This window comes from Bacillus sp. EU55, from assembly GCF_038005925.1.
In the GTDB taxonomy this organism is placed as follows: domain Bacteria; phylum Bacillota; class Bacilli; order Bacillales; family Bacillaceae; genus Bacillus; species Bacillus velezensis.
Genome location: NZ_JBBOUE010000001.1, coordinates 1,354,888 through 1,368,972, shown reverse-complemented (window position 1 = coordinate 1,368,972; position 14,085 = coordinate 1,354,888). Strand labels below are relative to the sequence as shown.

The 14,085-nt window shown below is 45.8% G+C and carries 20 protein-coding genes; 6 read left to right on the top strand and 14 right to left on the bottom strand.

Going from position 1 to position 14,085, the window contains the following annotated elements; all coding sequences use genetic code 11:
* Positions 1 to 117: 117 nt before the first annotated feature.
* Positions 118 to 1,068 (bottom strand): ring-cleaving dioxygenase, encoded by a 951-nt coding sequence (locus NYE50_RS07340; protein WP_159354055.1) that lies wholly within the window; start codon positions 1,066 to 1,068, stop codon positions 118 to 120.
* Positions 1,069 to 1,389: 321 nt separating this feature from the next.
* Here NYE50_RS07340 and NYE50_RS07335 point away from each other — a divergent pair, with 321 nt between their 5' ends.
* The 6 genes from NYE50_RS07335 to NYE50_RS07310 all read left to right on the top strand — a co-directional run bounded on the left by NYE50_RS07335 (position 1,390) and on the right by NYE50_RS07310 (position 5,864).
* On the top strand, positions 1,390 to 2,706 hold the full coding sequence (locus tag NYE50_RS07335; protein WP_007610842.1) for an APC family permease: 1,317 nt from the start codon (positions 1,390 to 1,392) through the stop codon (positions 2,704 to 2,706).
* A 285-nt stretch (positions 2,707 to 2,991) separates the two neighbouring features.
* Positions 2,992 to 3,609 carry a DUF47 domain-containing protein gene (locus NYE50_RS07330; RefSeq protein WP_003154804.1) on the top strand — a complete coding sequence of 206 codons (618 nt, stop codon included), beginning with the start codon at positions 2,992 to 2,994 and terminating at the stop codon, positions 3,607 to 3,609.
* 12 nt (positions 3,610 to 3,621) lie between these two features.
* Positions 3,622 to 4,620 (top strand): inorganic phosphate transporter, encoded by a 999-nt coding sequence (locus NYE50_RS07325; protein ID WP_003154805.1) that lies wholly within the window; start codon positions 3,622 to 3,624, stop codon positions 4,618 to 4,620.
* A 104-nt stretch (positions 4,621 to 4,724) separates the two neighbouring features.
* Complete coding sequence (locus NYE50_RS07320; RefSeq protein ID WP_007407256.1) at positions 4,725 to 5,471, top strand: type II toxin-antitoxin system SpoIISA family toxin; 747 nt, start codon at positions 4,725 to 4,727, stop codon at positions 5,469 to 5,471.
* On the top strand, positions 5,472 to 5,642 hold the full coding sequence (locus tag NYE50_RS07315; RefSeq protein ID WP_003154807.1) for a type II toxin-antitoxin system SpoIISB family antitoxin: 171 nt from the start codon (positions 5,472 to 5,474) through the stop codon (positions 5,640 to 5,642).
* Positions 5,643 to 5,738: 96 nt separating this feature from the next.
* Positions 5,739 to 5,864, top strand: a complete 126-nt coding sequence (locus tag NYE50_RS07310) for a hypothetical protein (protein ID WP_003154809.1) — start codon at positions 5,739 to 5,741, stop codon at positions 5,862 to 5,864.
* A gap of 34 nt (positions 5,865 to 5,898) precedes the next feature.
* On the opposite strand, the gene NYE50_RS07305 is transcribed toward NYE50_RS07310, so the two are convergent.
* The 13 genes from NYE50_RS07305 to NYE50_RS07245 form a co-directional block, all read right to left on the bottom strand.
* Positions 5,899 to 6,777 carry an N-acetylmuramoyl-L-alanine amidase gene (locus NYE50_RS07305; protein WP_007407257.1) on the bottom strand — a complete coding sequence of 293 codons (879 nt, stop codon included), beginning with the start codon at positions 6,775 to 6,777 and terminating at the stop codon, positions 5,899 to 5,901.
* Between the two features lie 13 nt (positions 6,778 to 6,790).
* On the bottom strand, positions 6,791 to 7,054 hold the full coding sequence (locus tag NYE50_RS07300; RefSeq protein ID WP_003154813.1) for a phage holin: 264 nt from the start codon (positions 7,052 to 7,054) through the stop codon (positions 6,791 to 6,793).
* A 13-nt stretch (positions 7,055 to 7,067) separates the two neighbouring features.
* Positions 7,068 to 7,331 carry a hemolysin XhlA family protein gene (locus NYE50_RS07295; protein WP_003154815.1) on the bottom strand — a complete coding sequence of 88 codons (264 nt, stop codon included), beginning with the start codon at positions 7,329 to 7,331 and terminating at the stop codon, positions 7,068 to 7,070.
* Between the two features lie 51 nt (positions 7,332 to 7,382).
* The gene (locus tag NYE50_RS07290; protein WP_159354053.1) at positions 7,383 to 8,144 is read right to left on the bottom strand and encodes a phage portal protein; all 762 of its coding nucleotides are present in this window, start codon (positions 8,142 to 8,144) and stop codon (positions 7,383 to 7,385) included.
* Positions 8,145 to 8,200: 56 nt separating this feature from the next.
* A complete protein-coding gene (locus NYE50_RS07285) occupies positions 8,201 to 8,398 on the bottom strand; it encodes an XkdX family protein (protein ID WP_007610833.1) in 198 nt (65 codons plus the stop codon).
* A gap of 69 nt (positions 8,399 to 8,467) precedes the next feature.
* Positions 8,468 to 8,836, bottom strand: a complete 369-nt coding sequence (locus NYE50_RS07280; protein WP_224988650.1) for a hypothetical protein — start codon at positions 8,834 to 8,836, stop codon at positions 8,468 to 8,470.
* 12 nt (positions 8,837 to 8,848) lie between these two features.
* Positions 8,849 to 10,438 carry a hypothetical protein gene (locus NYE50_RS07275; RefSeq protein ID WP_159354052.1) on the bottom strand — a complete coding sequence of 530 codons (1,590 nt, stop codon included), beginning with the start codon at positions 10,436 to 10,438 and terminating at the stop codon, positions 8,849 to 8,851.
* A gap of 2 nt (positions 10,439 to 10,440) precedes the next feature.
* Entirely contained in the window at positions 10,441 to 10,713 is a 273-nt protein-coding gene (locus NYE50_RS07270; RefSeq protein ID WP_003154822.1) for a hypothetical protein, read from the bottom strand.
* Positions 10,710 to 11,288, bottom strand: coding sequence for a putative phage tail protein (locus NYE50_RS07265; RefSeq protein ID WP_021493825.1), 579 nt, complete (start codon positions 11,286 to 11,288; stop codon positions 10,710 to 10,712). Before NYE50_RS07265 ends, NYE50_RS07270 begins: the two co-directional genes overlap by 4 nt.
* The gene (locus tag NYE50_RS07260; RefSeq protein WP_021493826.1) at positions 11,272 to 12,318 is read right to left on the bottom strand and encodes a baseplate J/gp47 family protein; all 1,047 of its coding nucleotides are present in this window, start codon (positions 12,316 to 12,318) and stop codon (positions 11,272 to 11,274) included. The genes NYE50_RS07265 and NYE50_RS07260 overlap by 17 nt, the downstream gene beginning before the upstream one ends.
* Positions 12,311 to 12,736, bottom strand: coding sequence for a DUF2634 domain-containing protein (locus NYE50_RS07255; protein WP_061862103.1), 426 nt, complete (start codon positions 12,734 to 12,736; stop codon positions 12,311 to 12,313). The genes NYE50_RS07260 and NYE50_RS07255 overlap by 8 nt, the downstream gene beginning before the upstream one ends.
* A 103-nt stretch (positions 12,737 to 12,839) precedes the next feature.
* Positions 12,840 to 13,106: a DUF2577 family protein gene (locus NYE50_RS07250; RefSeq protein WP_022553480.1), complete on the bottom strand. Its 267-nt coding sequence runs from the start codon at positions 13,104 to 13,106 to the stop codon at positions 12,840 to 12,842.
* Positions 13,106 to 14,083: an XkdQ/YqbQ family protein gene (locus NYE50_RS07245; RefSeq protein ID WP_061862102.1), complete on the bottom strand. Its 978-nt coding sequence runs from the start codon at positions 14,081 to 14,083 to the stop codon at positions 13,106 to 13,108. Before NYE50_RS07245 ends, NYE50_RS07250 begins: the two co-directional genes overlap by 1 nt.
* Between the last annotated feature and the right edge of the window lie 2 nt (positions 14,084 to 14,085).

Genomic DNA, 14,085 nt, shown 5'->3' with positions numbered 1-14,085 from the left:
TAAACAAAGACAATTATTTTGCCGTTTACAAATAGGTAAAAAGAATGACAAAACGGGTAAAAAAGAAAAAAAAAGATGCCCCCGTCAAGCCGGGAGGCATCTGTCATGATTTCTGATTTACTGAATCGGTTTCAGCCGCGCTTCTATTTCAGAACGGCGGTGTTCGAGATAAGGCGGGAGCGCAACCGTTTTGCCCAGCTCTTCAGGTTTTTCATCAACCATAAATCCCGGACCGTCCGTTGACAATTCAAACAGAATTCCGTTCGGCTCCCGGAAGTACAGCGCTTTGAAATAATAACGCTCTACAATGCCTGAGTTGCTGAAACCTTCTTTCGTAATGATGCGGTGCCATAAAGCAAGCTCCTCTTCATTCTGGACGCGGAAGGCCACATGGTGCACGCTGCCTTTTCCAGGACGCTCGCGCGGAAGATCGTTTCTTTCAATGAGATGGACTTCTGTACGCGCGCCTCCGTTTCCGGATTCGAGCACCGTAACCGTGCCCCGGTCTTCATGCGTTTCTTTCCCGATTTCAGTGAAGCCCAGCACATCGGTTAACACACGCAGCGTCGGTTCTGCATACGGGACGGTCAATTCAACGGGACCAAGACCGCGGAAAGAATATTCTTCCGGTATGCCGCTTTGCTTCACCGCTTCACCGATGTCTTTTCCTTTTTCGTCAGCTGTCAGCACAAGCCGCTGTCCTTCATGATCCCAAAAAGCGAGTGTGTCCCTGCCCGCTATTTTCACGATCTCACTGTGAGAGACCTGATGCTCTTCAAATCGTTTTTTCCAATATTGGAGCGCTTGTGCATCCGGGACACGCAGGCCGATTGAAGAAATACTGTTTGTTCCCGCATGAAACGGCGCAATCCGCGGAATCTCGAAAAACGTCAATTCAGATCCCGGATTGGCTGTTTCATCACCGTAAAACAAATGATACATCGTCGGTTCATCTTGGTTTACGGACTTTTTCACAAGCTTCAGTCCCAGGATGTTCCGATAGAAATCTAAATTTTTCTGCGCATCAGCCGTCAATGCTGATACATGGTGTATTCCATTAACTTTCATTATGTTATCCTCCAGTCAATTATCTCGATTTCGAGATATTTATATATACAATTTATGTTATCCGGATCGTAAAGTCAACCCATCTGCTTCACAGACGGTCTGCAGACTGCCGCTCCCTAAATAACGAACCTTTGATATAAAAAAACCATTAATGTTCGCTTTTAAAACGGTATTTTTTCCTTCTCAAAAGCAGAAACCTTTATCTTTTAGGGAAAACAACAAAATCAGAAAATTTATTTTATTCGTGTTTCAGCAATTAGGGTTTACAATATGGAAAATAGTTTTTTCATCATGACTATTTTACATCTGGAGGGAAAGGATATGCAGATTGAAGAGAACGGACTTAAAAAAGAGATCGGCCTTACCATCGCCCTCTCACTTGTTATCGGCACCATCATCGGTTCCGGCGTATTTATGAAACCAGGCGCCGTGCTTGCCTACTCCGGTGATGCGAAAACTGCGCTTATCGCGTGGCTGTTAGGAGGTATTTTGACGCTTGCAGGCGGATTGACCGTTGCGGAAATCGGCACTCAGATTCCGAAAACGGGCGGACTTTATACATATCTCGAAGAAGTGTACGGGGAATTTTGGGGCTTTTTGTGCGGATGGGTTCAAATTATCATTTACGGCCCCGCCATTATCGGAGCAATCGGCTTGTATTTCGGCTCTTTGATGGCGCACTTGTTCAATTGGGATTCCGGCTGGTCTAAATTGATCGGGATTTCAGCCGTTTTGTTTTTAAGCATCATTAATATTATCGGAACGAAATATGGCGGCATCGTCCAGGGAATTACGACTGTCGGCAAATTGATTCCGATTATCTGCATGATCGTGTTCGGCCTTTGGAAAGGCGATCAGCATATTTTTACAGCCGTTACAAGCAGCATGTCGGACATGAATTTCGGCGCTGCCATACTGGCCACCTTGTTTGCTTATGACGGCTGGATTCTGCTTGCGGCACTCGGCGGCGAGATGAAAAATCCGGAAAAGCTGCTCCCGAGAGCGATGACGGGCGGACTGCTGGTCGTCACCGCCATTTATCTTTTCATTAACTTTGCGCTGCTGCACATTCTTCCTGCGACCGACATCGTCAAACTCGGTGAAAATGCGACCGGCACCGCTGCCGGAATGCTGTTTGGCGACATCGGAGGAAAATTGATCAGCGTCGGAATCATCGTCAGCATCTTCGGCTGTTTAAACGGAAAGATTCTCGCTTTTCCGCGTGTCTCGTTTGCGATGGCGGAACGGAAACAGCTGCCGTTTGCCGGACAGATTTCGCGGGTTCATCCGACGTTCCGCACCCCGTGGATTGCCGTGTCATTTCAGATCGCGCTGGCCATTATTTTTATGATCGCCAGCAATCCCGATAAGCTGTCTGAAATCTCTATTTTCATGATTTATATTTTTTACGTCATGGCCTTTTTCGCCGTGTTTATCCTCAGAAAAAAAAGCGGCGGAAAACCGCGCGCCTACAGCGTGCCTTTGTATCCGATCATTCCTGTTTTGGCCATCGCGGGTTCACTGTTTGTGCTGATCAGCACGATCATTACAGATACACTGAGCTGCGCGCTGTCCCTCTTGATCGGCCTCGCCGGGCTGCCGCTTTATTTTTGGCTGAAAAACGGCAGAAAAAACTGATAAAAACGGTTCCTTTTACGGGAGCCGTTTTTTTTCTGGCAAAATCACGTGCAAAAGTTGACAGCAAATTCACATCTTTTGTTATACTTTTTAAGCAAGATGTCTGAATTCGAAGTATGTTACGTTTTTTTGGCGAAGTGGGTAACATAAGAAAAACAGGATGAGACACGTTTTTACGAAAAAATCAAGAGGCGTTTTTTTCGACTTTATCTGTTTTTTTTCGACAAAAGGCTATATAATAATTTGATGTGTGCATTGTCTCATTCAAACAATGGAGGGTTTTTAATGATAAAAAGAAAAAAAGATAAGTTCTCACTCCTTTTAACAGAAATCGCAAAAAACATAGACGAAACCGCAGAATACTTTGTCAACTTTAAAGTGACGAACCAGACGACTTTAAAGGAATTTGCCGATACGTTAAAAGAGTTTGAAACAAAAGGAGATAATCATGTTCATGTCATGATTAAAGAGCTGAACAAAGCTTTTATCACTCCCATTGAACGTGAAGACATCCTTGAGCTGACAAACAGCCTCGATGACGTGCTTGACGGAATCGAACATTTTTCAGCAATGATGGAGATTTTCTCGATCACTTCTTCCGATGAGCATATCGATAAGTTCAGCGGATACATCAGAGAGTGCGCGAAGGAAATTTTAATCACGATTGAGCTGCTTGCAGAAAACCGATTGAAGGACATTCACCCTCACGCCATTAAAATTAAGGAATACGAGCACAGCTGTGATAACCTGCACCGTAAATCATTAAAAAATCTGTTCGGCACAGAAACCGATCCGATTAAAGTGATTCAGTACCGCGAGATTTACGAAACGCTTGAGGAAATTGCCGACTCTTGCCAAAGCGTTGCCAATAACCTTGAAACCATTATTATGAAAAACGCGTAACGAGGGGTTATAATGGATACTCTATTACTTTTAACGATATTAATTGTCATATGCGCTTTGGTATTTGACTTCATTAACGGATTTCACGATACCGCAAACGCAATCGCCACCTCAGTTTCGACAAAAGCGCTGAAGCCGCGGCACGCAATCGTCATGGCCGCCATCATGAACTTTCTCGGAGCGATGACATTTACCGGTGTGGCGAAAACCATTACAAAGGACATTGTGAATCCTTATACATTAGACAATGGGTCAGTTGTCATTCTTGCGGCTCTACTCGCCGCAATCGCCTGGAACTTGATCACATGGTATTTCGGCATTCCGAGCAGCTCTTCACATGCGATTATCGGAGCGATCGCCGGTGCGGCCATTGCAGCGTCAGGTTTTGCGACGCTTAATTATAAAGGGTTCATTAAAATTATCGAAGCACTTATTTTATCACCGATCATCGCCTTTGTTCTCGGCTTTATCGTATATTCGATCGTGAAGCTGATTTTTAAAGACAGCAATCTGGCGAAAACAAATAAACGCTTCCGCAGAGTGCAGATTTTGACGGCTGCCATTCAGTCCTATACACACGGAACGAACGACGCGCAAAAAGCGATGGGTATCATTACGATGGCGCTTATGACTGCCAATTTACATAAAAGTGATGCCATTCCTTTTTGGGTGCAGCTCTCTTGTGCCCTGGCAATGGGTCTCGGCACATCCATCGGCGGCTGGAAAATCATTAAAACCGTCGGCGGGAAAATTATGAAAATCCGTCCGGTAAACGGCGTATCTGCCGACTTAACCGGCGCAGCCATTATTTTCGGGGCCACGTTTATTCATCTCCCTGTCAGCACGACACACGTCATTTCGTCTTCCATTCTCGGTGTGGGCGCTTCCCACCGCGTAAAAGGCGTAAACTGGGGAACGGCTAAACGGATGCTCATTACATGGGTCATCACCCTGCCGATTGCAGGTACACTCGGCGCCATCGCCTTTTTCATCTTAGATCTGTTTTTCTGATGACATCCGCTTCTTTACAGAAGCGGTTTTTTTTGTGACAGGAAAATGATGTCATGACATAGAATGAACATAGCAGACCATTTTTCAAATTGTGAGGGATGCTCATGCTTTTGTTTTTTCAGATTATGGTGTGGACGATGGCGGCCGCACTCATTTTATATGTGTACGCATCCTGGCGGTATGAGGCAAAGGTAAAAGAAAAAATGTTTGCCATCCGTAAAACGTGGTATTTACTATTTGTACTGGGCTCCATGGTCTATTGGACATATGATCCTGAATCGCTCTTTGCCGCATGGAGACAATATTTGATTGTTGCCGTCTGCTTTGCCCTTATTGATGCGTTTATCTTTTTGAGCGCGTATATCAAAAAGCTCGCCGGCAATGAATTAGAGACGGATACGCGGGAAATTTTAGAAGAAAATAACGAAATGCTTCACTCCTATCTTGAAAAACTGAAAACCTATCAATATCTGTTGAAAAATGAACCGATCCATGTATATTATGGAAGTACAGAAGCTTATGCGGAAGGCATCAGCAGACTGCTGGCCGCTTATGCCGAAAAAATGAATGTCACGGCTTCCTTGTGCGACTATTCCGCACAATCGGATAAGGACCGCTTGACGGAGCATATGCCTGATGCGGCAGACGTTCAGTCCCGTCTTAACCGTAAAGACGTCTACTATGATCAAAAAGGCAGGCTTGTGCTTATTCCGTTTACAGTCCAAAACCGCCATTACGTGATCAAACTCACGTCGGAAAACCTGTTGACGGAATTCGATTATTTGCTTTTCACATCGCTAACGAGCATTTATGATTTAATGCTGCCAATAGAAGAGGAAGGTGACGGTTAAATGGAGCAGGCATTTCAAAACGGGCAGCCGGAACAAAGAGCGAAACCGTTCAAAATGTTTAAAAAACGTTCAATGACAAGTATCGCAAGTTACCAGGTCAGCCCTCATACCGCCAGAATTTTCAAAGAAAACGAGCGGCTGATTGACAAGTATAAACAAAAAAAAGCTTGATTACACTAAGGACAGGAGACACGGCTCTTGTCCTTATTCCTTTTTTCCTTATCTTTCATATAATAAAACCAACAAAGAGATGCGACAGGTGATGATGTGAAGAAAATTGTCAGGCGCGTAAAGTTTGTGGATTACGGACGCTTCGGGCTTTCCGCTTACTCGCTGAGGATGCGGGCGAGGAATCTCGGGCTATTGAACCGGTTAAAAAAGAAAAAAGGCTGAATCCCGCAATGTGAACGGGACTCAGCCTTTTTTGTTAAAGCTGCATCAGAATTTTCGCTTTTACAGCGGGACCGTAGACGCCGTCAGACGTCAGTCCGTTTACAGATTGGAAGCGGGCCACGGCATCTGCGGTTTTCGGACCGTAGATACCGTCAATGCCGTTATTGACAGCTCCTTTTTCAGGATAGAAATAAAGTGCGGCGAGCGCGTTTTGCACCTGGTATACCTTTTCACCGGACGTGTACGGCTCTGTCAGCTGAATCACCTCGTCCGGAAGAGAATACAGTGCTTCAACCGGCGGGCTGACGATCAGTACTTGTCCGACTTTAATCAGGTTCGGGTCAGCGATGTTATTCCATTTCTGCAGATCGGCCACGCTGACGCCGAATTTCCGCGCGATCGCTGACAGCGTATCTCCTTTTTGGACGGTATACGTCTGTCTTTCCCCAGAACCGATTCCCGCTTTAAACTCATCCCATGTATCCAACAGTCTTCTCGGACAAAGCTTTCCTGACCAATGCTTGTGCGCAACGACATTCGCAAGCGGGATGCCGTGCGACGTCATTAATGTGCGGATGAGCCATTGGGCGTTTGCCACGGCCTGTGAAAAGTTGCCGTCTGCGTTTTCACAAATTTCAATACCGATGGATTTACGGTTGCCGTCCCCGTTTCCGTCACCGGCATGCCAGCCGTTTTCGTTCAGCGGAAGATGCTGATAAATTTCCGTATCATCGACTGTGAAATGCCAGCTTGTCGGTGTATCGGGATTTTTCACATAGCTTGCGTGACTTTTGGCGTTAGCTCCGACTGCGGTATTGGCTGTATTGTGCACCGTAATGTAAATCGGTGTCATTGCATAGCCTGGGCGGTTATTGTTTCCTGCCGGGATAAAATCCTGTGTAATTTTTACCATATTCTCATCTCTCCTATTTCGATAAATTGTTTATTTTTAATAAAGCCTGCTGTTTTTTCCCTTTTGCTGTAACGTAATTGTTTTTAAACCAGGCGGCGGCAGTCGTTATGATTGTAAAAACGGCCGACCCGGCGGCATACAGCGTATCTGCAAGCTGGCTGACCTGGTCCTCCTGAATATTCAGCGGCGATTTGCCGAACATCAGCAAAGTTTGATTCAATAAAGCAAGCAAAAGAAGCACCGTCCTGACGACCGTGCCTTTGTCCGCGAATTTCATATCGGTTTCCCCCCTACTTTTGCAGCAGATTGTACATGATGGCGATGGCTCCGCCAATGACGCCCGTGCAGATTGCTGTCACGATCGCTCCTGTAATGGTCCGCTTAATCCATGTTGTGTTTTCGTCAATTTTGTTCAGTTTTTCATTCAGCGTCATGATTTGCTGATCCTGCCGGTCGGATACCCGCTCTAATGCGGCCACCCGCTGTTCAAGCACCTTTTGTTCACCTTTGATGCCTGCGAATTCTTTTTGCACCGCTTGTTCATCCAGAAGCACTTCCGCTCCCCCCTCTTACATTGTTCTCACCTCCCTTCGGAAGTTTCATTCTTAAGAAAATGCCGTGCCTTTGACAGAAAGGCTCCCGCCGGAAATGCTCTTGATTTCCATGATGATTTCCTTAAAGCCGGCAATATCAAATAACCACACTTCGTCTGTGCCTGATGTACCGGCGGCTGATGTTCCGTCTTCAGACCTGATTCCTCTGATCGGCACATTTCTTCCCGAGATGGATCTCCCCCAAAACGCGACATGGCCCGACTCAGCCGTGCCGGTGATTTCGACGAGAAGTTTTTTCCAAGCGCCCGCTGAGAAGATGCTTCCCTCGCCCGCCTCTGCTGCATTTTCATGAAAAATCACGTCTGTATATGAAAACGCCATATCACCGCCCGTACCGACAGATTGGTATAAAACAAATTCGGACTGCTTTTGATTTCCATTTTCAAAACGGAACCGGTAATATCGTTTTGTCAGGCTGACCCACCCCGAAGCGGTCAGCACTCCGCCTTTGACTGCAACAGAATGTGAAGCCGTCCACGAATTGTTATCCTCGCTCTCTTCGATAAAAAGAGTTCCGCTGCGGTCCGAATAAGCCCACCCCTGTGCTCTGTCTATTAAGACGGCTCCTAAACGGTCTTGTCCGAATTGGCTGTATACTTCAATCGCTTCTAACGGCGTATTGGTAAGAAGCTCTGTCATTCCGGACAAATCAGCAACCGGTGTGACATAATCGTTTTTGTTACCGCGATAAGCTTTTACTGCGCCGGGCCTGCCAAGTTGATCGGCAGGAAATTCAAATGAATGCTTTTTCATCGGCCGTCCTCCTGTTCTGATTTATTAAAAATGACAAATAAAAAAAGCCGTTCGGCTTATGACACAGCATTTTTATAGTTTTCGTATGTTTCACCCGTTATTTCTTGAAATTCCTCAGGCGTGATATACTTCGCGGCCACACCTTCCGCCAGATCTTCGGCAGAGCAGTCATCATAGCCCATAGCCTGTTTTACCATTTCTATTGAGGCCCACTTATAAAACAAAGCGTAAACCCAAAAGTTAAGTCTCTTCATTTTTTCATTCTCCTTTTACGTTTAATAATTCTAATTTTAAAGATACTAATTGTTCACCTAAAGCTTTATTCAGCATCTCTGTTTTCTCCCTTGCCACCACTTCACCACTTCGGCAGACAATTGTACACCTAAAGCATTTTGAGCTTGTTCTGCTTGTTTTCTCACAAGTTTTTCATCTGCCAGTTGCTGTCCGATTTCTTTCAACTGTTCCACGATGGGATCCGGCTCCACCACATCCTGATACTTGTTTTTTTGATTTTCCTTATATTCTTGATCAGCAGATTCTTTCCAAATTTTATTTACTTCATCAAACTGCGGTCTCCATAAGCCGTCCGGAGGTTTTATGGTTGTTGAGTTTTGCGGCATTGAACTTGATGTACTGTTTAAGATTTCAGGCCTTTGAAAATAAAAATTCTCATCATACAAAAAGACTTGCATATTCATCCCCCATTACAAAGTGAAATTATTATCTATTGAAATCCCTGTAATATTCCCCTCTATTTTGGCGTATTTTCCGTTAATTCTCAGTTCTCCCGTTGGTTCGGCATAATATTTTGTTATCCCGGTTGTTCCAAAGAGTGGGGCAGCCATTGATTTCTGTGTTGAAGGGTGAGCTTCAGAAGGAAGTACAGCGAAAATGCTGTCGAAATCTGGAGGAACCACTTCACCACGAGTGAATACCTGGTTGCCCCACACTGCATACTGAGGATTTCTTGCGCCAGCCTTATGCCCATTAATTAGTGTTAAATCATACCAGGTCATTTTATTAAATTCTTCTTCAGTAAATAGACGTTTCCACCCCTTAAAAACACCGTCTGTATGAACAGTCGCAATCCATACATTATTATCGTAACTTCTCCAAGCCAAAATCGACTTTCTACCTGACTCACTCTCAATCACATCATAGTTAAAAAAGGAATTATCATTTTCAACCGGATTGTTTTTCAGCTGAGCACCCATTCCATAATAAAATCCCGAGCCTAGTGCCAGTATGTCTGATCCGCTTTCTAAGCGTGTCCGTTTCCCATCATCCTTTGTCAATTTCGCCAACTGGCCGCCGTTCCATTTGTCTCTTTCGATAGGACTTATATGAATTGATGAATCTATCGCATGTGCATCGACCTTTGACTGCGCTCCAGCTATGGATTCAATTGGATACCAATTGATTGCTGTTTGATTAGAGTTATAGTAAAACCACCATGCATTACCCTTTACGTCTACAGCATAACCATTACCTATTCCCGGCTGCCCCACTAACTGCATACCGCGCAGACTCGTATTTGACGGGTTGTCTGTTACTGCATTGGTTCCGTAAAAAGTTACAGAACCAACGTCTTTTAACGAGTCATAAAACGAGCCGGAAGTTAAATTGATTTTTTGCGTGCCATTATCGGCGGTGATTTTAAACAGCTGGCCTGCGTTCCATGTATCCTTCTCAGCTTTCGTTACATGGATATCAGTCTGCTTTGTGTGGGCATCGACTTTTTTTTGGGCGCCTTCCGAAGTTTCTAACTGAACCCAATCAGTCCAGCCGGAAGCTTTAAGGGTTTTTCTCCATGTACCGCCTTCATAATCCATCGCCAGAGCTTCACCATAAGACTTGAATCCGATATATAAACCTCTGGCGGATAGCGGGGGAGTATGAACTCCCGTGTTATTTGTGTAAAAGAAAAAAGATTGATTAAGCTGATCTACAATTTGATGAAAATCCAAGCCATCTTGTATACTTATTAAATATTTCCCTGAATCATCCGTCAGCTTTGTTAATTGCCCGTTATTCCACTTCTGGCGCTCTTCCTTCGTCACATGCCGGTCCAGATCTTGATTGTGCCGGTCGAAATCTTTTTTTGCTGCCTGCTGGACATTGTCCACGTTTCCGAGGCCGATTTGGGCCTTTGTCGTTTTGTGCGGGTTGTTCATGTCGTTTTTATGGGCCGCCAGATCCGTGTGGGCGTCTTTTATGCCTTTTTCCCAGCGGTTGACGTCATCTTCGTTAATCGGATCGTCCGGAAGCCAGTCTGTTTTTTCTTCGTAAGCCATCGTTACACCACCTCAAAGGTAAATCTTAAATCAAGCGTTCTGTTATTGCTGAGATCTAAATTTGTTTTTCGTTCTGTGATGACGCTTCCTGTTTCGTCAAGCATCTGCACGGTTTCAATGTGTTTGACGTCTTCTTCCCTGCGTGTGAGAACGGTGACTGCGGCATCTTTTACGGAAATATCCGCAATCGGAGTTTCTTTGCCGTTTAACAGCACTTTTGTGATCCTGTTTTTCAGATCGGCTGCGGCACGCTGTCTGTAAGCGGCTGATATCATGGTAAGACCACCTCGTTATTGTTGAGTGTGACGGAATAACCGACCTTCAGTTCACTGACTTTTCGGTATCTCCGATTGTTGAGAATGACCCGGTCTTTGATTTCCAGTGTTTCGTTTAATGCGGCTCTCAGTGTATACGCCAAATGAGCAGGTTTGATTTTTTCAAGCGTTTCAATCAGCTCGTTCATGTGCTGCAGGTCATCAAGCCCGATATCGGCATAAAAACGATACTGCCCCGGAAACATCCGAACGTAAGCTGACGGATGTTTTAAAAAACGGTTTAGCGCCTGCTCGATCGCTTGATGTGTGATGGGCGGAATATTCGACATCTTCGAAATCAGCCTGAGCCGTCTCATATCCTCCGTGTCACCTGATTCCCGCGGTATTTTTAATATTTTTTCCCAGCGGTCAAGCCCCCACGTCGCCGTCGTGATAAAGAGCTGATCCGTTAAATCGAAAATATCGTTATTCTGCCGCTCAAACTCAGGAACTTCCGCCTCAAGCAGTTGTGCCATCTCCTTTAATCGGGTTAAAAACGGCGGGAGGTACGCCGTCATCTCATCGAGTCTGCTCAAGGATTGTCACCTCTTTGAGTTTAGGGATTTCCACATCACTGAGCACGAGGTTTTCCGCCGCACCGTTCATTTTGATATCGGCGTAGTCACTGACGGATGCCGAGTTATAAACGATGTTGTTTATTTGTGATAAACGGACGGTGTTTTCTTCGAAGGCCATTTTCTTAAATAAATTCAGGACGCCTTTTTCAATCTCCGCTTTTACGTCATCGATCGAGCTATTCAGCTCAGGCAGCACGGAAGCGGAGATTTCGATTTCCTTCCATACGGCGCTTTCCACCGTTACTGCCGCTCCGATCGGCGCCTGTCCTTCTCCCTGCCCTTCGTCCGGATCAATATAATCCTTTACTTTCTTGATCAGAATATCTGATGCCGGTTCCAAATTCGCATTTGTGATGACAACCTTCACCGTTCCGGCTCCGTTCCAAAGCGGGAAGATTTTCGCCCTGCCGACGCCGTCAACCTCTTCGGCCCATTGTTTATAATGCTGTTTATTTGCGCTGACTGCTTCCCGGCGGACACGGGTAAAATAGCGCGCCCTTAAGCTGTTGTCATCTTCTTCCTCACGGCCGGGAATTAATATATCGCGCATGACTGCTTTCTCAAGCCCGGGTATCGTATCAAGCGGCAGCAGGTTCTGCCCTGAAATGCCGGCATTGCCCGCTTCACCGGCTGTTTCACATTCAAGCGTTCCATCCCCCGTATATTGAAAATACAGGTTATCAACGAAGAAACGGGAGCCTGGCGGAATGGTGATGCCCGCTGTGAATTCTCCGGCTCTGACCGCTTTTGTGGCAGGTGTTCGTTCAATTCCCGCTTCAGCAGCACGCCTGTCCAGAAATTCTCCCTGAGCCGTATCGGAAAACACGAGTTCCAGCACGGTATCAAGCCAAATATAAGACTTTGCGAGCTCAGCGGCCGCAGGCGCGAGCGCATTGTAAATGACGCTGCCTTCTCTCGTATCAATATCCGCCGTAACGCGCGCCAGCATTCTGTCCATAATGTCGTCAAACGTCTGAGCTTCAAACATCCTCACCCAGCACCTCCTCTATCTCAAGCATGCCCTCATCAGTTTCAACGGTAAAAGAGACGGTGAAGGCATCATCTTTTTTCTCAATCTCAAAATTGGTAACGGCCAAAATACGGTCATCATACAGCAAGGCTTCTTCTATCAGTCTTGAAATCTCCATTTTTTTATAAGCATCCGTCGTGTTCTGATCTGAAAGCACTTCCTGCAGTTCATTTCCGATATCATGGCTGAAAACCGAATATGAATACCGTTCTGTGTGAAGAGCGATATAGACGAATTGTCTGATTGCGTCCAGTCCGTTTATCAATTCATTGGTAATCCGGTTGTTTTCAAAATCAATTCGGTAGGTTTGTGAAGTCTCAACGGCCTCACTCGCATCCTCCAAATCTTCAAATTCGATTTCCGGTGTCAGGGCCATTGCACCCGCTCCTTTTAGATTTGATCATGTAAAAAAGCCCTCTTCGGATGATGAAGCGGCTTTAATAGGCTGATATTCTGGTACAGTTCCGTCCGGATGCCGGTTAAATTTTGTCCAGTACAAAGAAAGACTGTCCTCCTGTTAAAGCGGCGGTCATCACCCGATCTCCCGCTTGGAGCTGATCATCTTCTCCGGATCTCAACCGCTTCGGCAAAATGAGTGCATCAGACGGAATCAAAAGTTTGTCGTGATCTTTCAGTTTCAGCTCGAGCGGCGAAACGGAGGTCACTTCGGCCGGCATCAGCTCCACCGGCGCTTCGGCGTCAACCGCTCCGACGGCTAAATGTTTAATGGCATCACTTAATCTCATCAGGATGTCCCCTCCGGAAGTGAATTTTTCTCCGTGACGTCAATCGTCATGGTATGTTTTGTTCCTTGGAATTCATGGCGGTCCGTATCTACATAATAGGTTTTCTTCAGCCCGATTTCCGGAATTGAGATATAGACCGGCAATCCGCTTTCCAACCCGGGAATACCGATCGCCTGTATATTTTTCAGCTCTTTCTTAACGCCTTTTTTCTCAGCCTGCTTCACTTTTGCGCGCTGTTTCAGCTGGGCTTCATTAATGTCGTCAGAAACCGTTTCGGTATACTGCAAAACGCCGAATGTTTTCATGCCCGCGCTGTCTGACGCGGAAGCCTTCACGGTTTTATTGTCTTTTTGCAGCCGCATGACGACACGGGTTGCGGTGTCATCAATTGAGGTGCTGTATTGATACCCTGTGATATTAACTCCTGTTTCCAGCACCCATATGTCAGACGGCTCCGGCCATTCACGCAAGCCGAGCCTGCCTTTTTCTGAATAGAGCTGATAATTGCGCCCCGTCTGGCTTTTTGTCTGCTTTAACGCTTTTAGCATCATATCGTAAAGGCTTGTATCATTTTTAAAAACGAGTGATTTAATGGTATGGCCTGTGTTGGCAATGGATGTGACGGGAATTTGAAAATCGCTGGCGATCCTTTTTAATATTTGATCGGCGCGCTTGTTGGAAAACACGTAAACGTCCTGGTTTTTCACAAGGTATTGAAGCATATCGTATGCGGTGAAGGCGACGGTATGCTCATCGGGCGTTCTTGCAAAAACAATGCCGCGGAACAGTTCTTTTCCGTTCCATTTGAACAAAACCGTATCCCCTTCTGATACGCCGTAATACGTCTGGCTGCCCTGCTTTACGACAATCGTCGCTTCGATGGAGCGGGGCGCCTGATATCTGTGTCCTTCCAGCGTGACGCTTTCTGTGACAAGCTCGAGCCACTCCGTTTCTTTTATGACAAATAGTTCAATCATCT